Source organism: Serratia sp. CY84636 (assembly GCF_052166245.1).
GTDB lineage: Bacteria > Pseudomonadota > Gammaproteobacteria > Enterobacterales > Enterobacteriaceae > Serratia > Serratia nevei.
The window spans coordinates 135,516-153,895 of record NZ_JBJNOX010000006.1; the positions used below are offsets into that span (position 1 = coordinate 135,516).

The following is an 18,380-nucleotide window of genomic DNA, read 5'->3' on the forward strand; positions in this document are numbered from 1 at the left end:
CGGCTTTTGCATGTTATCCCGGCTTTGCCGTTCGGCTTTATGCGAAATTCAACGCGGTTCCTGTTAGACTCAACGGCAGAGATCTCAGGATTTTTGCGCGCCGCCCCGCGTGCACAACTACGCCGCTCCGGCACTTTTCTCAACGATTTTCTGATTAATTATGGCAGATTGATGAAAGTAGTCACTCAAGTTGCAGAACAGCGCAAGGCGCTGGAACAGGCCGTTTCTCAGGCGCTGGAGCTGGCCCGCGCCGGTTCCGACGCGGCGGAAGTCGCGGTCACCAAATCGACCGGCATCAGCGTCAGTACCCGCTTCGGCGAGGTGGAAAACGTCGAGTTCAACAGCGATGGCGCGCTGGGCATCACCGTGTATCACCGTCAGCGCAAAGGCAGCGCCTCTTCCACCGATCTCAGCCCGGACGCCATCGCCCGCACCGTGCAGGCAGCGTTGGATATCGCGCGCTACACCTCTGAAGATCCCTGCGCCGGCCCGGCGGAGAAAGATCTGCTGGCGTTCGAGGCGCCGGATCTCGATCTGTTCCACCCGATCGAACTGGACGCCGAGCGCGGCATCGAGCTGGCGGCGCGCGCCGAGCAGGCTTCGCTGGCGGCGGACAAGCGCATCACCAACACCGAAGGCGGCAGCTTCAACAGCCACTACGGCATCAAGGTGTTCGGCAACAGCCACGGCATGCTGCAAAGCTACTGTTCCAGCCGCCATTCGCTGTCCAGCTGCGTCATTGCTGAGCAGGACGGCGATATGGAACGAGATTACGCTTACACCATCGGCCGTGCGATGAGCGATCTGCACAGCCCCGAGTGGGTGGGGCAAGAGTGCGCCCGTCGCACGCTGGCGCGCCTCGCGCCGCGCAAACTGTCGACCATGAAGGCGCCGGTGCTGTTCGCCTCCGAGGTGGCCACCGGGCTGTTCGGCCATCTGGTGGGCGCCATCAGCGGCAGCAGCGTTTACCGCAAGTCGACCTTCCTGCTGGACTCGCTCGGCAAACAGATCCTGCCGGCGTGGCTGACCGTCGAGGAGCATCCGCACCTGCTGAAAGGGCTGGCGTCGACGCCGTTCGACAGCGAGGGCGTGCGCACCCAGCGGCGCGATATCGTCAAGGACGGCGTGCTGCAAACCTGGCTGATGACCAGCTACTCGGCGCGCAAACTGGGCCTGCACAGCACCGGCCATGCCGGCGGCATCCATAACTGGCGCATTGCCGGGCAGGGTGCGGACTTCGCCGGCATGTTGAAACAGCTTGGCACCGGCCTGGTGGTCACCGAGCTGATGGGCCAGGGCGTCAGCGGCGTTACCGGCGATTACTCGCGCGGCGCCGCCGGTTTCTGGGTCGAAAACGGCGAGATCCAATACCCGGTCAGCGAGATCACCATCGCCGGCAACCTGAAAGACATGCTGCGCAACATCGTCAGCGTCGGCAGCGATATCGAAACCCGCAGCAATATCCAGTGCGGTTCGGTGCTGCTGCCGGAAATGAAGATCGCCGGTCAGTGATCCTCTGCGCGGCCGGCGCTCGCCGGCCGCGCGTTATCCCGTCTCAACCTTGCTTACAAATCTCCGGTTTCGGTTTTGCCCGGCCTTGCCTATGGTAACGGTGGGTTAATTAAAACAATAACTGGAAGGTGAGCAAACATGCAGAATACCCTGAAAGCGCTGGCGGCGTTGACGCTGCTGGCGGCCAGTTCGCTGGCGGCCGCCGCCGATCTGGGCGACGATATGGACACCTTGGCGGAAAACTACAAAACGGTGCTGAATACCGATTCCGCCGCTACCCTCACACAGAGCCTGCAAAACATGCGCGCCGCCGCGCAGGACGCCAAGCAGGGCACTCCGCCGAAGCTGGAGGACAAAGCCGCCGACAGTCCGGAAATGAAAGATTTCCGCCACGGGCTGGATACCCTGATCGGCCAGATCGATCAGGCACTGGCGCTGGCCAACCAGGGCAAAGTCGCCGAAGCGAAGCAGCTGGCGCAGGGGTTCAAACAGACCCGCGACGCCAACCACAAGAAATTCCGCTAACCCGTCAACCGTCGCGCCCGTCTTCCGTCAGATAGGAGGAGGGCGCCTGCCCCAGCACGCGGCGAAACATGGTTGAAAACGCCGCGCTGCTGTCATATCCCATTTCCATCGCCACCTGCGTTACGCTGCGCCCTTCGGCCAACAGCGCCAGCGCCAGCACCACGCAGGCTCGCTGGCGCCATTGCGAAAACGGCAGGCCGGTCTGCGCGCGAAAGAAGCGGCTGAAGGTGCGAATGCTCATGTACAGACGAGGCGCCCACCGCTGCGCGGAGTCGTGAGCGTCGGGGTGCTGCAAAAAGGCGTGGCACAGCTCGCCCAGCCGAGGATCGGCGGGCAGCGGGATGTGCAACGGCAAGGGTTGCAGCCGGGCCAGTTCATGCAGCAGCAGCGCCGCCAGCGCTCCGTCGCGCCCCTCTTGTTCATACTCCAGCGGCATATCCACCGCCGCCATCAACAGCTGACGCATCAGCGGAGTGACGCTGACCACCTGGCAGACCTGCGGCCGTTCGGCGGGCAACGCGCCGGGTTCGAGGTACAGGCTGCGGGTGGTGACGCCGACCATCCTCACCGCGTGCGGCATCTGCGGCGGCAGCCACACCGCGTGCTGCGGCGGGACGACCCAATTGCCTTGCTGGGTGAAAACGTGCATGACGCCGGTGGCGCCGTACAGCAACTGCGCGCGCCGGTGGCTGTGCATCGGCAGCAGATGCCCTGGCGGGTAGTCGGTGCCGATGGCGATCACCGCGCGCGTTACGTGGTCGATGTCATCAATGCGGACATTGCGCATGTGTCCTCTTTGGCGGGCAGATTGGCCGAAACGCAATGATAGTTGGCCCTTCATATAAAGCAAGCCAACGGTTGTCGCCCTACTATCGGGGCAGAAAAATAACGCTTGTTCGGGGCGCCGCTATTTTATCGGCCAGGCAACCCATGCAAGTTTTCACACCGGGGTGGGACGAACGTTCTCGTTCTCGCAATACAAGAAGTTAATAAGGAATAAAGCGTCATTTTATTCCAACACCTGAAGCAATAGTTCTTAGTGCAGTTCAATGACTATAAGGTGATATTTCATGTATAAGTTCGGTGTGATTGGCGGCGGAGCCGCCGGGATCTCTTTTGCGTATAACTTTATAAAAAATAAGTCGGTTAATCATTGCAAAAGACCGCTTTCCCTGAAGGTTTTCGACAAGCAGGGCTTCAAAGGCGGTATGGCATACAGCAGCGATTTTGACAGCCATATATTAAATATGACGCCGGAAAACATGTCGGCGGATATTTTCGACGATGCGCACTTTGTTGATTGGATTGCCATGCATTTCCCGCAGTTTTGCCAGGATCGTTATCCGCCGCGCTGGCTGTATCGGGAATATCTCGATTTTATTCGCGACATGACGATTTATATGGCGGCGGACAGTAATGTGACGCTGAATTTCGTGACCGCCGAAGTGAATGCCATCGCGCCGCACGAAGCCGGCTATCGGCTGACCACCGCCTGCGGCGGCGCCGAGCAGATGAACGCGCTGGTGCTGTGCTCAGGGCACAACCCGCCGGAATGTCTCTATCCGGTGGACGGGGTGATCGCTTATCAGGCCCACCAGGATCTGCCGCCGATCAACCCTTATTCGACCATCGGCGTGATCGGCTGCAGCCTGACGGCGATTGACGCCATCGTAGAGCTGATGGAGCGCCTGGGGGCGACCGACATCTGCGCTTTATCGCGCTCGGGCCTGTTCCCCAGCGTGCAGCCGGCGCTGATGCGTCCGCCGCCGGAGGCGTTTGTGGAGGGGGTACGGCGCTTTGTCGCCGGCAGCGATTTCATTGATGCGCATCAGCTGGTGCATGCGATCAATGCCGCGCTGGCGCGCCACTATCCGGGGCCGGAGCGGTTGACGGTGCTCTCGGCGCTGGGGGAAAGGCGCGATTGTTACCGCGATCTGGCGGACAGCCTCGATCGCGCGCGTTTTGCCCGGGAGCATATTTGCAGCTATCTGGCGGCGATCCACCCGGCGGTGTGCGCCGCCTGGGTCAAGATGGATGCCAACAACCGGCAGGTCTTCATGCGTTTTTACAACTCCTCCTGGATGCGCAATCGGCACGCCATGCCGATCAAGAACGCCAACAAGATCGTGGCGGCGCTGGAGAGCCAACGCCTGCGCGCCTGCGGCGGCCTGGCGGATATCAGCAAGGGAGCGGACGGGTTTACCCTCCGTTGCCATGAGACGCGGGTGCACGCGCAGTATCTGTTCAACTGCACCACGCCTTCCTATCAACTGCCGCCCAACCGCCTGAGCCATCAGCTGCTGCAAGACGGGCTGGTGCAAGAGAACCTGTTCGGCGGCGTGAAGTGCAACCCGCACACGCTGAAAATCGCCGACCGGCGCGGCCGCGAGCAGCATCTCTACTCGCTCGGCGCGCCCGCCAAGGGCGATCTGTTTTACACCTCGGCGATGGAGTCCATCACGCGGGATATCAGCAAGATCGTGTTTAACAACCCTATTTTCAACGCAAAGAAGGCTGAAGTATGAAAAACGTAGCGCTCTTTGTCGGCAACGACATTTTCTCCTGGCTGGTGTGTCAGGATCTGATCGCCGCCCTGAAAGGCGAGTGTGCCTTTACGGTGTATTTCCCCCTGGCGAAAAGCGCCGGGCGCACGCAGGAGCCGGCGGTTCGCCACCTGGGGCTGTATGAGCGCGAAGTGCTGAACGATTTCGTGTTCCCGTTCGTGGGCCGCAACGCCGCCGCCTGCGAGGGCGTCTATCAGCCGCCGGCGCTGTTCCTGGCCGCCGCCGGGGTCAAAGCGCATCGCGTTCTCGACATCAACGACACCGCGTTTATCAGCAGCCTGGGGCATATGGATGGGGTGATCTCCCTGCGCTGTTATCAGAAATTCTCCGCCGACTATGTGCGCGCCTTCAGCCGACGCGGCAAGCTGCTCTGGAACCTGCATCCGGGGGATTTGCCGCGCTATCGCGGGGTGATGACGCTGTTCCGCGCGATGATGAACGGTGACAGGGACTGTGCGGTAACGCTGCATGAAATGGATGAGCACTGGGACGCCGGCCCGGTGATCGCCCGCCTGCCCGCCGAGCTGCGTCACGATCTGTCGTTCCTGGAAAACATGATGCTGTTGGGCGTGCAGAGCGGCACTTTCCTGGCGCGCCAGCTGATGCGGGCGGAGCATAGCGAAGCGATAGCGGCGGAAAAGCAGGGCGATTCGCGCTACTGGGGCTTCCCGGACGCGCAGACGCTGGCGCAGGCAGAGCAGGCGGGCATTGAGCTGGTGGAGCATGACGCCGTGCGCGAGCAGTATCTGGGGCTGTTCGTCGGCGATCGTTTCCACCCGCTGGCGGGGCAGTTCTGCGCCGGGTTCGACGACTTCGTGCGGGCGCACGGCCATGATTGAAACCCTGATTGTACTGGGTGCCGGTTTTCTGACCGGCATCACCACCATTCTGTTCGGCTTCGGCGGCGGCTTTGTGGTGGTGCCTTTCGTCTATCACCTGATCTCCGCCTCGGGCGAGCAGCCCGGCCAGGCGATGCATATCGCGGTGGCGACCTCGACGGCGGTGATGATCCTCAACGCGAGTTACGCCACGCTGACCAACTGGCGCAGCGGCAACCTGCTGCGTGAAACCATCGTGCCGCTGATCTTTTTCATCGGCATCGGCGCGGCGCTGGGCGCGTTCGCCTCTTCGCTGCTGGCGGACGGCGTGATCCGCGGGCTGTTTGTGGTCTATATGGCAGTGACCATCGCCGACTGCCTGTTCCGCCGGGGTTTTTTGATCAAACCGGCGCGCGCCGAACTGTCCCCCGTTACGCTGTGGGGCGGTGGGCCGCTGATCGGCGGCATCGCCACCCTGCTGGGGGTGGGCGGCAGCGTGATGACCGTGCCGCTGCTGCGCCGCCATGGTTACGACATGAAGTATTGCGTCAGCGCCGCTAATCCGCTGTCGATCCCGGTGGCGGTGATCGGGGCGCTGATGTATATCGTGTTGGGGTGGCACGAGATGAGCGGGCCGCAGTATCTGGGCTACGTCAATCTGAACATTCTGGGGTTGCTGGTGGTCGCGGGAATTGCGGGGATCGTGTTTGCCAGGCGCTGTTTGCCTAAGGTGAGCGATGCGCTGCATGCCAAAATCTACGTGCTGCTGCTGATCGCCGTGCTGATCGCTATTTGCCTCTGAAACAGAAAGGGCGGCCGGATGCCGCCCTGAGAACCGCTTAACGGTGGTATTCGCCCGCCGCTTCCGGTTGGTACAGCAATTCCAGCACTTCAATCCGCGCTTCTTCACCGTTCGGCAATTGCCAGGAGATCTGCTTGCCGACGTGCATGCCGAGCAGCGCTGCGCCGAGCGGCGCCATTACCGACAGCTGATCGTGGCTGTCTTTCAGCGATGCCGGGTAAACCAGCGTGCGCACGTGCTCTTCATCGGTGTGCAGATCGCGAAAACGCACGCGGCTGTTCATGGTCACCACGTTGGCCGGCATTTTCTCCGGCGGCAGGATTTCCGCGCGATCCAACTCGTCGTTCAGCGCGGCGGCGACGTCGGTGTTGGCAAAGGCCGGTTGTTCCAATAGCGCATCCAGGCGTTCCGCATCCAGCTCATTAATAGTAATGATGGGTTTGGTCATTCCACTCTCCAGTCAAATCAAAGGGTGCCAGTCTGTGCACCCATAAATTCGGAAAAACAACACAAAGCAACACCCCCGCGCCAGAGGAGCGGGGGTGTGGGTAATGTCGATTTGTCCTATTGATAGTAGGCGGTTGGGGCGAGAAAAGAAAGAGATCCCGATCACGAAGGCTTTTATCGTCAATCGTGGCAAAAGAAACGGTTAGCCCGGTTATCTATTTGTTATCTCATTGACTTTTTCACCGCCGCACCGTTTTGCGAAATGGATCCCCGCGCGTCATTCGATTTCCACTTCGAACTGGAAAAAACCGGTCTACACAGAAAATCCTACCGGGGGTAGGGTAAAGACATCACAGAAAGCGGGTTATTCAGGTGATGCGCTTTACGGCTTACTGATTAATGTAGGATCTAGGGGTACTGAAAAGTGAATGATGGATCTGCTTCGATAAAAGAAATTGAACAATCCGATGTCAGCGAAGCCGGAGCGATCGCTGCTCGGGTGTTGGCGGATATTACCGCGATGCTGAATGCTGAAAATATTTATACCAATGCGGTGCAGCAACAGATGCTGGAATCGCATATTCGCGCCATGGTGCTGCGTTCAATAACCGGTGAGCCGTTGCCGGAGGTGGATAAATCGTTGTTCGACGAAATCTCTGCCGAATCCATGCAAATGGCGGAGCGCGTGGTGAATCAGTTTGGCACATTGCCTATCGAAGAAGCCTATTTGCTGTCAGTGCACTTCGAAGTGGCGAAAGATAATAACGCATAGCGGTTAACGCATCGATTTCAATCAGGAGAATATACCATGGGTCAAATTACCGTAGTGATCGGCGATCGTCTGGGCAAAGGGCAAAAAGTTGGCCAAGGCGTTGAAAGCGCAGGCGGAAAAGCGGTGGTCATCCCCGGCGTCGCGGCGGACATGAAGCTGGGCGACGTCATGAAAGCGGAAAACGCGCAGTTGGGCATCTCTTTTTGCGGCAGCGGCGGCGCCGGCGCGATTACCGCGCAAACCAAACACGGCTACAAGGCTAAATATGGTATGCGTTCGGTGGAAGAGGGCGTGACGGCAATTAACGAAGGCTACAACGTGCTGGGCTTCGGCTTTATGGATAAAGAAGAGCTGGGCCAGAAACTGGTGGAAGCCTATGTCAAAAAGCATGGCAATCCATAATGAAAGAGCAATATACCACATCGGTAAAGGTGGAGGGTAAAGGCGACAGCAAAGCGAAAGCTTTTGCTTCCGCCTTGGCTAATGTGCAGGGCGCGGTATTAAAGTCCACCAACAATATTCTGCTGCGTATCGAGCCGCAGGACGTCAGCGTAGTGAAAGCGGAAGAGAAAATAACTAAAGAGAAATTTCTTTTCTTCTTTTTGCCGCGTGAAAGAAAGCGCTATGCCGTTTCTCTGGAAATAACCGTGAACGTAACCATTATCAATACCGAGAAGGTTGTCTTCGTCACGAAATAAAAACGTTAGCATAAATGAAAGGGTATACTGATGTTTTTAATCATCTTATTTAAATCGATTATTATCGGTGGGCTGGTGGGGGTCGGCGTAGGGGCCGGCGCCGCGCGCATGTTCCACGCACCGACAACACAGGGCATGGGGGCGTTTCGCACCCTGGGCGAGCTGAATTCCTGCGAGGGCGATCCGGCTTCCCACTTCTCATTCGGTCTGGGCTTCTTCTTCAACGCCTGGGCGTCTTCCGTGGCGGCGGGCTCCTTCACGCAGGACGTCGACCACCGCATCATCCCGCACTGGGGCGCGGCGGCCCTGATGGTCAAGAACCGCAATCTGGCGCAAACGCTGCACGATCCGAAAAAAATGGCCATTGCCTGCGGCATCATCGGCATGCTGGTGGTGGCGTTCCTCAATACCACCGCTTCCGCCGTGCCTGCCGCGCTGCAGGTCACCGCGATCAAGGTGCTGGTGCCGGCGGCCAACCTGCTGGTGAACACCGTGATGCCGGTGATCTTCTGGCTGGCGGCGATCGACGCCGGGCGCCGTTCCGGCTTCTGGGGCACCATCTTCGGCGGCCTGGCGCAGCTGATCATGGGCAACGCCGTACCGGGCCTGGTGCTGGGCATTCTGATCGGCAAAGGCGTAGAAGAGAGTGGCTGGAACAAGATCACCAAGATCATGATGGCGGTGATCGTGCTGCTGTTCGTGCTGAGCGGCTTCTTCCGCGGCTTCGACATGAAAGTTCTCGAGTCCTTCAGCCTCGGCGTGCCGGGCTGGCTGGACGCCATTCACAACACCCTGAGCGGTAAATAAGGAGCGGGATGATGGAAGAGCAAACCCAAAAAGGCTTCTGGTACGCCGACTGGTCATTCCCGATTTTTGTTGGCCTGCTGTCCTCCGGCGTGTTCGCCGGGACGCACATGTACTACCTGTACGGCATCGGCGCCTTTAACGAAGTGGCGTTCGTTTCCATGCTGCGGGCGGGGATGGATACCGGCGTGTATGGCGCGGTGGCGGCGTTCGGCGCCAGCTTCCTGTTCGCGCGCATCATCGAAGGCTCGCTGGTGGGGATCCTGGACATCGGTGGCGCGATTCAGACCGGCGTCGGGCTGGGCGTACCGGCGCTGCTGCTGGGGGCCGGCATCGTGTTCCCGGTCGCCAACTTCGCCGCTTCGCTGGCCACCGGCCTCGTCATCGGCCTGGCGATCGGTTACGTGATCATCCTGGCGCGCAAATTCACCATCAATCAGAGCAACTCCACCTACGGGGCGGACGTGATGATGGGCGCGGGCAACTCGTCGGGCCGCTTCCTCGGGCCGTTGATCATCCTGTCGGCGATGACCGCCTCGATCCCGATCGGCATCGGTTCGCTGCTCGGCGCGCTGCTGTTCTATATCTGGGGTAAACCGATCACCGGCGGAGCGATCCTCGGCGCGATGATCCTGGGGGCGATCTTCCCGGTAGCCATTTCTTAAGAGGCCTGCGCCAGGCGCCGTCCGATGCTGCGGCGGCGCCCGGGCTAACAGGAGCAATGCGGTATGTATGACTTAGTTATTAGAGGCGCCAGACTGGCGGACGACACGCTGATCGATCTGGCGGTGAAAGACGGCAAAATAGCCTCGGTCGGGCGGTTGGCGGCAGACGTCAGCGCCGTTCGCCAACTGGATCTGGCGGGCAACTGCCGCCTGAGCGCCGGTTGGATCGATGCGCACGTACACTGCTATCCCGACTCGCCGATTTACCATGACGAGCCGGATCGGGTCGGCGTCGCCAGCGGCGTCACCAGCGTGGTCGATGCCGGCAGCACCGGCGCCGACGATATCGACGCCTTTTATCAGCTGACGCGCAGCGCCAAAACCAACGTGTTCGCCTTCCTCAACATCTCGCGCATCGGCCTGCTGCGGCAGAACGAGCTGGCGGAGTTGACGGACATCGACAAGCACGAGGCCGGCCAGGCCATCGCCAACCATCCCGGCTTTATCATCGGCATCAAGGCGCGCATGAGCAGTAGCGTGGTGGGCAAGAACGGCACCCGGCCACTGGTGTTGGCCAAAGAGATCCAGCGGGAAAACCGCCAGCTGCCGCTGATGGTGCATATCGGCAACAACCCGCCGAATCTGGACGAGATCGCCGATCTGCTGACCCGTGGCGACATCATCACCCACTGCTACAACGGCAAACCGAACCGCATTCTGACGCCGGCGGGCACGCTGCGCGAGTCGATCCAGCGCGCGCTGCGGCGCGGCGTGTTGCTCGACGTGGGGCACGGCACCGCCAGCTTCAGCTTCGAGGTGGCGCGCCAGGCGATCTCGCTGGGCATTTTGCCGCATACCATCAGCTCCGATATTTACTGCCGCAATCGCATAAACGGGCCGGTGCACAGCCTGGCGACGGTGATGTCCAAATTTTTCAGCGTCGGCCTGACGCTGCCACAGGTGATCGCCTGCGTGACGGAGAACGCCGCGTCGGCGCTGCAGCTGAGCGGCAAAGGGCGGTTGGAGCCGGGTTATGACGCCGATTTCACGCTGTTTGAACTGCGCCGCGAACCGCAGGTGTTCGCCGACGCCGAAGGGCAAACCGCCGAGGGCGAACAGCTGTTGGTGCCGCTGGCCGCGGTGGTGGCCGGGGAAATCCTATTAACCGAACAAGGGGAGGCAGCCCATGTCTTCGATTTATGAAAAATACGGTTTGAAGCAGGTGATCAACACCTCCGGCCGCATGACCATTCTCGGCGTTTCCACGCCGCGCCAGGACGTGATTGACGCCGTTGACTACGGCCTGAATCACTATTTCGAAATCAAGGATCTGGTCAACAAGACCGGCGCCTACATCGCCGATCTGCTCAACGTGGAGGACGCGGTGATCGTTTCCTGCGCCTCGGCGGGCATCGCCCAGTCGGTGGCGGCAGCGATCGTCAAAGATAACGCCAATCTGCTGGTGAACCTGCACTCGGCGTCGATCGCCGTGCCGCGCGAGATCGTGTTGCCGCGCGGTCACAACGTCAACTTCGGCGCGCCGGTGGACACCATGGTGGCGCTGGGCGGCGGCAAGGTGGTGGAGGCGGGCTACGCCAATGAATGTTCGCCGGAGCAGATTGAAGCCTGCATCACGCCGCAGACGGCGGCGATCCTGTACGTCAAATCGCACCACTGCGTGCAGAAAAGCATTTTGTCCGTCGAACAGGCGGCGGCGGTGGCGCGCAAACATAATCTGCCGCTGATCGTCGACGCCGCGGCGGAAGAAGATCTGATGTGTTACTACCAGATGGGGGCCGATCTGGTGATCTACAGCGGCGCCAAAGCCATCGAGGGGCCGACCAGCGGCCTGGTTATCGGCAAGAAACAGTACGTCGAGTGGGTGAAGCTGCAGTCCGGCGGTATCGGCCGGGCGATGAAGGTCGGCAAAGAGGGCATCCTCGGCCTGACGCAGGCGATTGAAAGCTATCTGACGCTTGAGAAAACCACCGGGCAACAGATGGTGGCGCGGATGACGCCGTTCCTCGACAGCCTCAACACCCTGACCGGCGTCAGCGCCAAAACCGTCTGGGACAGCGCCGGCCGCGATATCGCCCGCGCCGAGATCACTTTCGACGAAGCGGTGCTGGGGCGGTCGACCTATGACATCGTTCAGGCGCTGAAAACCGGCGATATTGCCATCTACTTCCGCGGCTACAAGGCCAACGAGGGCAAGATTGAGGTCGACGTGCGCAGCGTCGACGAGCAACAGCTGATGACCGTCTTTAGCTGTATCAAGAACCTGTTTACGGAGAAACAAGCATGAAGCTGCAGCCTAACTACTATCGCGACCGTGTCTGCCTGAACGTGCTGGCCGGCTCCAAAGCCAACGCGCAGGACATCTACGCCGCGGCGGAAGGCCATGTGCTGGTGGGCGTACTCTCCAAGAACTACCCGGACGTCGACAGCGCGGTGACCGACATGCTGCGCTATGCGCGCCTGATTGAAAACGCGCTCTCGGTCGGCCTGGGCGCCGGCGATCCGAAACAGTCGGCGATGGTCAGCCTGATCGCTCAGCAGGTGCAGCCGCAGCACGTTAACCAGGTGTTTACCGGCGTCGGCGCCAGCCGCGCGCTGCTGGGCCAGAACGACAGCGTGGTCAACGGCCTGGTATCGCCGACCGGCCGCGTCGGCTGGGTGAAGATTTCTACCGGCCCCTTGAGTGCCGCAGCGCCTGACGGCATCGTGCCGGTGGAAACCGCCATCGCCTTGCTGAAGGACATGGGCGGCAGCTCCATCAAATATTTCCCGATGGGCGGCCTGAAGTGCAAGGACGAGTACCAGTACGTAGCCAAGGCCTGCGCCGAGCATGACTTTATGCTGGAGCCGACCGGCGGCATCGATCTGGAGAACTACGAGCCGATCGTCGAGATCGCGCTGGCGGCCGGCGTGAAACGCGTGATCCCGCATATCTACAGCTCGATCATCGACGCCGCCAGCGGCGACACGCGACCGCAGGACGTGAAAACCCTGCTGGCGATGACCAAAAAGCTGGTGGGCTGAACGCGCAATGGGATGAGGTATGCCCTAAATAATTGGAGTTGCTTCCCGGCGGCAAGAGCATGAGTCCCCAGGAGCTTACTTAAGTAAGTGACTGGGGGGAGTGCTTGCAGCCAACACAGAAGCAACTTCAAGTATGACGGGATAACGCTGGGAGGCGAAGGTTTTCTCGTGGCGCGGCATGCCGCGCCGCCGTTAGCTATAGCCTATAGCTTTCAAGTTGCAGCTAGGCGGCAAGCGCAGGAGCCCCAGGAGCTTACTTAAGTAAGTGACTGGGGTGAGTGCGGGCAGCCAACAACGCTGCAGCTTGAAAGATGACGGATATATACTGAGGATTACTATGCGAAACTGGCAGACTCCAACCCGACGCACCGCGTTGTTCCTGGCGCTGCTGGCCGTGACCGGCCCGGCGCTGCATGCTGAGGATGCAATGAATTCCACGTCATCTCATTTCGCCTATATCGGCACCTACAATCCCAACGGCGAAGGCGTTTACCGGGTGCAGATCGATCCGGCCAGCGGCGCGCTGAGCCACACTACGCTGGTCAGCAAAGTGCCGAATCCGGCGCAGCTGACGTTGGGCGCCGATAGCAAGACGCTGTATGTCGCCAGCGAAGTGGCCGATTTCAACGGCGGCAAACACGGCGGCATCACCGCTTATCGGGTCAATCCGGCCGACGGCGGCCTGACGCAGCTCAACCAGGTGGATTCGCAGGGGGCGGGGCCGGTGTATCTCTCATCGACGCCGGACGGGCGGCATCTGCTGGTGGCCAACTACGTCAGCGGCAGCGTGGCGGCTTTCCCGATCGAAGCGGACGGCAGCCTGGGCGCCGCCAGCTCGGTGCAGCAACAGCAGGGCCCGGCGGGCGCGGCCAAACCGGCGGCGGCGGTGAACGGCAGCTTCGCCATCAGCGATCACAATGGCCCGCATGCCCATATGATCGCCAGCGATCCGAGCGGCAAGTTCGTGTTCTCCACCGATCTGGGGTTGGATCGCATCTACCAATGGCGCTTTGACGCCGCGATCGGCCGGCTGACGCCGAACGATCCGCCGTGGATCGCCGCCTCTTCCGCCGGCGCGGGGCCGCGTCACTTTGTGTTCCATCCGGACGGCGAAACCGTGCTGCTGGTGAACGAAGAGGCCTCGACGTTGACCAGCTACCGTTTTGATCGCCAAAAAGGTACTCTGAAACAACTGCATGCGGTTTCCGCACTGCCCGCCGACTATCAGGGCACCAGCTTCGCTGCGGGGCTGGCGCTCAGCAAGAACGGCGACACGCTGTACGTCGCCAACCGGCTGCATAACAGCATTGCCCAGTTCAGCGTGGGCGCCGGCGGTGAGTTGAAGCCGGTGGCGGAAACCTGGACGCGTGGCGATTACCCGCGTTCGCTGGCGCTGAGCCCGGATGGCCGCTATCTGTATGCGTTGAACCAGCGCAGCGATAACGTTACCCGTTTCAGCGTAAACCCGACGGACGGCAAACTCAGCTTTGTGGGCGGCTATCTGCCGATCGGCAGCCCCTCGCAAATGGCGTTCCTGCCGCTGCCGAAGTAACCCGTGGCCCGCCCGGTTCACCGGGCGGGTTGCCTGATTGACGGACACAGAATGGTGCGATTTCCTTACCCGCGTTTGGCTTACTTGTTCGATGCTTTGCAAACCGAGACTTTGCCGCAGGATGAGCTGGCGAAGCGTTTCGCCGTGTCCACCCGCACGGTACGAGCGGACATCACCGCGCTGAACGAGATTCTGGACAAATACGGCGCGCGTTTCGTGCATAGCCGCGGGGCCGGCTATCGCCTGCAGGTCGATAACGCCGCGCTGTTCAGCGCCCTGCAGCATCAGGAGCGCCGCAAGCACGCCACCCCGCGCAGCGCGCAGGAGCGGGTGCATTATCTGCTGGTGCGTTTTTTGACCTCAGCCTTCTCCCTTAAACTGGAGGATTTGGCCGACGAGTGGTTCGTCAGCCGCGGTACGTTGCAAAACGACATGGCTGAGGTGAGAGAGCGTCTGGCGCACTATCAGTTGACGATCGAAACCAAGCCGCGCTACGGCATGAAGCTGTTCGGCGCTGAGATGGCGATCCGCGCCTGTCTCACCGATCTGCTGTTCCAGCTGCAGCTGGCCGACGCCGAGAACCCGCTGCTCAACAACGAGATCCTGCTGCAGCCGCAGGTAGCGGCGTTCGCCGGATTGCTGCACCCGCTGCTGTCGCAATATGCCATTCGCCTGACCGACGAGGGCGAGCAGTACCTGATCTTCTACTGCGCGGTGGCGCTGCGGCGCATCAACGACGGCTATCCGCTGCCGGACTTCGAGGTGGAAGACGGCGACGACGCGGTGCGTCAGGTGTCGACCCGCCTGGCGGCGGAGCTGCGTTCGGCCTCCGGCAAAGAGATCTCGATGGCCGAAGAGGCCTATCTGCGGGTCAACATTGCCGCGCGGCGCGTGCAGGACGTGCAGCCGACCGAGATCAACGCCGACGATGAAGAAGCGCTGGTGGACTACATCCTGTCCTACATCAACGCACACTATAACTACAACCTGCAGGGCGACGAGCAGCTGCGGGCCGATCTGCTCACCCATATCAAGACCATGATTACGCGGGTGAAATATCAGATCAATATCCCCAATCCGCTGTTGGCCAACATCAAGCAGCACTATCCGATGGCTTACGACGTGACGCTGGCGGCGGTCTCCAGCTGGGGCAAATACACACCCTATACCCTGAGCGAGAACGAAATCGGCTATCTGGTGCTGCACATCGGCGTGGGGCTGGAGCGGCATTACAACATCGGTTATGAGCGCCACCCGCAGGTGATGCTGGTGTGCGATACCGGCAACTCGACGGTGCGCATGATCCAGGCGCAGATTGCGCGCAAGTATCCGCAGCTGGTGATGACGCGCATTGTCTCGCTGCGCGATTACGAGATGCTTGCGCATATCGACGAAGACTTCGTGATTTCCAACGCCCGCATCGGCGAAAAGAACAAGCCGGTGGTGGTGATGTCGCCGTTCCCGACCGATTACCAACTGGAGCAACTGGGCAAGCTGGTGCTGGTGGATCGCACCCGACCGTACATGCTGGAGAAGTTCTTCGACGCCGAGCATTTCATGGTGCTCAACGAGCCGTTGACGCAGGCGGAGCTGTTCAGCCGGGTGTGCGGCCAGCTGGAGCGGGAAGGGTACGTCGGCGCGGACTTCTATCCGTCGCTGGTCGAACGCGAGGCGATCGTTTCCACGCTGCTGGGCGAGGGCATCGCGCTGCCGCACTCGCTGGGGCTGCTGGCCAAAAAGACCGTGGTGGTGACGCTGTTGGCGCCGCAGGGCGTCGCCTGGGGAGAAGGCGAGGTCGCGCACGTGATTTTCCTGCTGGCGATCAGCAAGAGCGACTATGAAGAGGCGATGGCGATCTACGAGCTGTTCGTCACCTTCGTGCGTGAACGCTCAATGAGCCGCCTGTTGGGCAGCGACAGCTTCGACAGCTTTAAAGCGGTGGCGCTGGACTGCCTGAGCCGGAGTTGAGGGGCTAATCTGCTTCCGGTAGAAAGAGGGCCGGGGGCAGATTGAAGCGTTTGGCCAGCGCCATAATGTGCGGAATGGTCAGCGATCTTTTGCCGCTCAGGATTTGGTTGACCAACGACTTTTTGCCGATCTCATGTTCAAAATCACTTTGGCTGAGTTGGTGCTGTTCCATCAATACGCGAAGCGCGGCCACCCCCTGCGGGAGTTGGGCGATACGCTGGTTGAATGCGGTAAATTCGGCGCTGTTATCTTCATATTCGGCGATCTTTTTTGCCAGCATGTCAATCAGCGGATGGTGTTCATCGTTTTCCAGCAGATATTCCACCAATTCGAGCGCTTCCCGGTAGTCTTGCTGAGAACCGTTGCCCTGCAATAAGGGCACGGCGCGCAGCAGCGCATCGGCGGCCTTAATGGCATCTGTAATCATGATGAACTCCTTCGATAGTGCTGCATCAGCTTGTCGTACTCGGCGTGGCTAACAATGTGCTTTATGAATACTTTCTGTGTCTCAAAGCTGGCAAAGAACAAAATTCGCAGGTGGTTGCCGCCTACGTCAATGACCCACCATTTCTCTTTGTATTTCATACGATCGAGCGAAGGAAAAAGCGCTTTTAACTCGTCCGGCGTGCGGAACTCGCCGCGTCGCAACGTTTTATAAATGGCCTCGAGAGCAGCGGCTTCATTAGGGTATTGCTTCGTTGCGTTATTGAACGGTTCCCTGGAAATGATATGCATCGTTCCCTCGATTCCTGCCTGGTGAACATTATAGCGGCTGCCTTAGGCGTTCACAAATTGTAAACTTATCATCCTCGCTCGCAGTGAGAGGGAAATACCCGGCTGCAGCCCGTTTCTGTCGTGGCACACTATTGCGGTTAGCGCCGTGCGGGTAAATCCATACCTCGCATTTACAGGCAGTTACTGCTGATTTTGGAAGCGGGTACGCAAAGTGAAAAGCGGGAGGTTGTGTCAGGGAGAAGAACCAAAGGGAACGAACGCGCCGGTACGACGCATTCACGAGAGGGCTTCAGCGGCTAATCTTCATCAAACCCGGAGTTGAACAGCTCGACCACCGCCGCCAGCGCGTTGACTTCGTCGGGGCCGGTCGCTTCGACTTCGATATGCCGGCCCTGGGCGGAGTCCAGCATCAGCAGCGCGATGACGCTGCTGGCTTCGGCTTCGGTGCCGCTTTCGTTGCGCAGCATCACCTCGGCGTCGAAGCTTTGCACCAGCTCGAACAGTTTCATCGCCGGACGCGCGTGCATGCCCAGCTTGTTTTTGATTTCAACCGTCTGTTTGACCGTCATTGTTTGCGCTTTTCCAGCGTGCGGTGGCGCGACTGCACGTTCTTGCCGCGCGAGCGGAAGTAATCGGCCAGCTGTTCCGCCACGTATACCGAGCGGTGTTTACCGCCGGTACAGCCGATGGCGACCGTCAGGTAGCTGCGGTTGTTGGTTTCCAGCATCGGCAGCCATTGCTCCAGGTAGCTGCGGGTCTGGTAGATGAAGTTGTGCACTTCGGTATGGCGATCGAGGAACGACGCGACCGGCTTGTCCAGACCGGTCATCGGCCGCAGCTTCGGATCCCAGTGCGGGTTAGGCAGGAAGCGCACGTCGAACACGTAGTCGGCATCGATCGGAATGCCGTGCTTGAAGCCGAAGGATTCGAACACCATGGTCAGCTCGCGCTCGCGCTTGCCCAGCAGGCGGGTGCGCAGCATTTCGGCCAGTTCGTGCACCGACATTTCCGAGGTGTCGATAATCAGGTCAGCCCGCGAGCGCAGCGGTTCGAGCAGATCGCTCTCTTCGTCGATGGCGCTTTCCAGCGACAGGTTTTTGCTGGAGAGCGGGTGCAGGCGGCGGGTGTCGCTGTAACGGCGGATCAGCGTGTTGCGATCGGCATCGAGGAACAGCAGCTGCGGCGAGAAGCTGTCCGGCAACTGAGTCATCGCGTATTCGAACACTTCCGGCGATTCCGGCATGTTGCGCACGTCGATGCTGACCGCCGCGGAGATATTGCGTTCCGCCAGCGTGTTGGCGAGCTGCGGCAGCAGCACCACCGGCAGGTTGTCAACGCAGTAAAAACCCATGTCTTCCAGCGCCCGCAAGGCGACGGATTTTCCGGAACCGGAACGGCCGCTGACAATCATCAGCACCATGTGGCAACTCCCCTGGCATCGCGGCGGCGTTCATCGCCACCGGTGGAAACTTTGTT

General features: G+C 60.3%; 21 protein-coding genes. 15 read left to right on the forward strand and 6 right to left on the reverse strand.

Annotation, left to right across the window (positions count from 1 at the left end; all coding sequences use genetic code 11):
- Window positions 1-171: 171 nt before the first annotated feature.
- Window positions 172-1,512: a metalloprotease PmbA gene (pmbA, locus tag ACJ8QI_RS17640; RefSeq protein ID WP_089186497.1), complete on the forward strand. Its 1,341-nt coding sequence runs from the start codon at window positions 172-174 to the stop codon at window positions 1,510-1,512.
- A gap of 138 nt (window positions 1,513-1,650) precedes the next feature.
- Complete coding sequence (cybC, locus tag ACJ8QI_RS17645; protein ID WP_038879687.1) at window positions 1,651-2,037, forward strand: cytochrome b562; 387 nt, start codon at window positions 1,651-1,653, stop codon at window positions 2,035-2,037.
- 4 nt (window positions 2,038-2,041) lie between these two features.
- Here the strand turns inward: cybC and ACJ8QI_RS17650 are convergent, their stop codons facing one another.
- Window positions 2,042-2,824: an AraC family transcriptional regulator gene (locus tag ACJ8QI_RS17650; RefSeq protein ID WP_342120763.1), complete on the reverse strand. Its 783-nt coding sequence runs from the start codon at window positions 2,822-2,824 to the stop codon at window positions 2,042-2,044.
- Window positions 2,825-3,107: 283 nt separating this feature from the next.
- Between ACJ8QI_RS17650 and ACJ8QI_RS17655 the strand changes: the two genes are divergently transcribed.
- From ACJ8QI_RS17655 to ACJ8QI_RS17665, 3 genes are read left to right on the forward strand one after another with little or no spacing between them, the layout of a single operon-like run.
- Complete coding sequence (locus ACJ8QI_RS17655) at window positions 3,108-4,562, forward strand: FAD/NAD(P)-binding protein (protein WP_049273715.1); 1,455 nt, start codon at window positions 3,108-3,110, stop codon at window positions 4,560-4,562.
- The gene (locus tag ACJ8QI_RS17660; protein WP_442532880.1) at window positions 4,559-5,440 is read left to right on the forward strand and encodes a formyltransferase family protein; all 882 of its coding nucleotides are present in this window, start codon (window positions 4,559-4,561) and stop codon (window positions 5,438-5,440) included. Before ACJ8QI_RS17655 ends, ACJ8QI_RS17660 begins: the two co-directional genes overlap by 4 nt.
- Entirely contained in the window at window positions 5,433-6,221 is a 789-nt protein-coding gene (locus ACJ8QI_RS17665) for a sulfite exporter TauE/SafE family protein (RefSeq protein WP_060424644.1), read from the forward strand. Before ACJ8QI_RS17660 ends, ACJ8QI_RS17665 begins: the two co-directional genes overlap by 8 nt.
- A gap of 37 nt (window positions 6,222-6,258) precedes the next feature.
- Here ACJ8QI_RS17665 and rnk read toward each other — a convergent pair whose 3' ends face one another.
- Window positions 6,259-6,669 (reverse strand): nucleoside diphosphate kinase regulator, encoded by a 411-nt coding sequence (gene rnk / locus ACJ8QI_RS17670; RefSeq protein ID WP_004936993.1) that lies wholly within the window; start codon window positions 6,667-6,669, stop codon window positions 6,259-6,261.
- Between the two features lie 444 nt (window positions 6,670-7,113).
- Between rnk and ACJ8QI_RS17675 the strand changes: the two genes are divergently transcribed.
- From ACJ8QI_RS17675 to ACJ8QI_RS17720, 10 genes are all read left to right on the forward strand, one after another.
- On the forward strand, window positions 7,114-7,440 hold the full coding sequence (locus ACJ8QI_RS17675) for a glycine dehydrogenase (RefSeq protein ID WP_369803947.1): 327 nt from the start codon (window positions 7,114-7,116) through the stop codon (window positions 7,438-7,440).
- Window positions 7,441-7,476: 36 nt separating this feature from the next.
- A complete protein-coding gene (locus ACJ8QI_RS17680; RefSeq protein WP_019453148.1) occupies window positions 7,477-7,842 on the forward strand; it encodes a glycine-rich SFCGS family protein in 366 nt (121 codons plus the stop codon).
- Window positions 7,842-8,138, forward strand: coding sequence for a DUF4312 family protein (locus ACJ8QI_RS17685; protein ID WP_047729783.1), 297 nt, complete (start codon window positions 7,842-7,844; stop codon window positions 8,136-8,138). The genes ACJ8QI_RS17680 and ACJ8QI_RS17685 overlap by 1 nt, the downstream gene beginning before the upstream one ends.
- A gap of 30 nt (window positions 8,139-8,168) precedes the next feature.
- A complete protein-coding gene (locus ACJ8QI_RS17690) occupies window positions 8,169-8,945 on the forward strand; it encodes a DUF4311 domain-containing protein (RefSeq protein ID WP_004937006.1) in 777 nt (258 codons plus the stop codon).
- A gap of 11 nt (window positions 8,946-8,956) precedes the next feature.
- On the forward strand, window positions 8,957-9,607 hold the full coding sequence (locus ACJ8QI_RS17695) for a DUF4310 family protein (protein WP_048234891.1): 651 nt from the start codon (window positions 8,957-8,959) through the stop codon (window positions 9,605-9,607).
- Window positions 9,608-9,670: 63 nt separating this feature from the next.
- Window positions 9,671-10,810: an amidohydrolase/deacetylase family metallohydrolase gene (locus ACJ8QI_RS17700; RefSeq protein ID WP_141960334.1), complete on the forward strand. Its 1,140-nt coding sequence runs from the start codon at window positions 9,671-9,673 to the stop codon at window positions 10,808-10,810.
- Entirely contained in the window at window positions 10,794-11,912 is a 1,119-nt protein-coding gene (locus tag ACJ8QI_RS17705; RefSeq protein ID WP_070915412.1) for a DgaE family pyridoxal phosphate-dependent ammonia lyase, read from the forward strand. Before ACJ8QI_RS17700 ends, ACJ8QI_RS17705 begins: the two co-directional genes overlap by 17 nt.
- Window positions 11,909-12,649 (forward strand): 2-dehydro-3-deoxy-phosphogluconate aldolase, encoded by a 741-nt coding sequence (dagF, locus tag ACJ8QI_RS17710; RefSeq protein WP_033648993.1) that lies wholly within the window; start codon window positions 11,909-11,911, stop codon window positions 12,647-12,649. Before ACJ8QI_RS17705 ends, dagF begins: the two co-directional genes overlap by 4 nt.
- 337 nt (window positions 12,650-12,986) lie before the next feature.
- Window positions 12,987-14,201, forward strand: a complete 1,215-nt coding sequence (locus ACJ8QI_RS17715; protein WP_442532881.1) for a lactonase family protein — start codon at window positions 12,987-12,989, stop codon at window positions 14,199-14,201.
- A 51-nt stretch (window positions 14,202-14,252) separates the two neighbouring features.
- Window positions 14,253-16,169 carry a BglG family transcription antiterminator gene (locus ACJ8QI_RS17720; protein WP_060424654.1) on the forward strand — a complete coding sequence of 639 codons (1,917 nt, stop codon included), beginning with the start codon at window positions 14,253-14,255 and terminating at the stop codon, window positions 16,167-16,169.
- 4 nt (window positions 16,170-16,173) lie between these two features.
- On the opposite strand, the gene ACJ8QI_RS17725 is transcribed toward ACJ8QI_RS17720, so the two are convergent.
- The 4 genes from ACJ8QI_RS17725 to rapZ form a co-directional block, all read right to left on the reverse strand.
- Window positions 16,174-16,596 carry a helix-turn-helix domain-containing protein gene (locus ACJ8QI_RS17725; protein WP_219228797.1) on the reverse strand — a complete coding sequence of 141 codons (423 nt, stop codon included), beginning with the start codon at window positions 16,594-16,596 and terminating at the stop codon, window positions 16,174-16,176.
- Window positions 16,593-16,904, reverse strand: coding sequence for a type II toxin-antitoxin system HigB family toxin (locus tag ACJ8QI_RS17730; RefSeq protein WP_060424659.1), 312 nt, complete (start codon window positions 16,902-16,904; stop codon window positions 16,593-16,595). The genes ACJ8QI_RS17725 and ACJ8QI_RS17730 overlap by 4 nt, the downstream gene beginning before the upstream one ends.
- Before the next feature lie 296 nt (window positions 16,905-17,200).
- A complete protein-coding gene (npr, locus tag ACJ8QI_RS17735; protein WP_004937034.1) occupies window positions 17,201-17,473 on the reverse strand; it encodes a PTS phosphocarrier protein NPr in 273 nt (90 codons plus the stop codon).
- Window positions 17,470-18,324 (reverse strand): RNase adapter RapZ, encoded by an 855-nt coding sequence (gene rapZ, locus ACJ8QI_RS17740; protein WP_015379177.1) that lies wholly within the window; start codon window positions 18,322-18,324, stop codon window positions 17,470-17,472. The genes npr and rapZ overlap by 4 nt, the downstream gene beginning before the upstream one ends.
- Window positions 18,325-18,380: the final 56 nt, after the last annotated feature.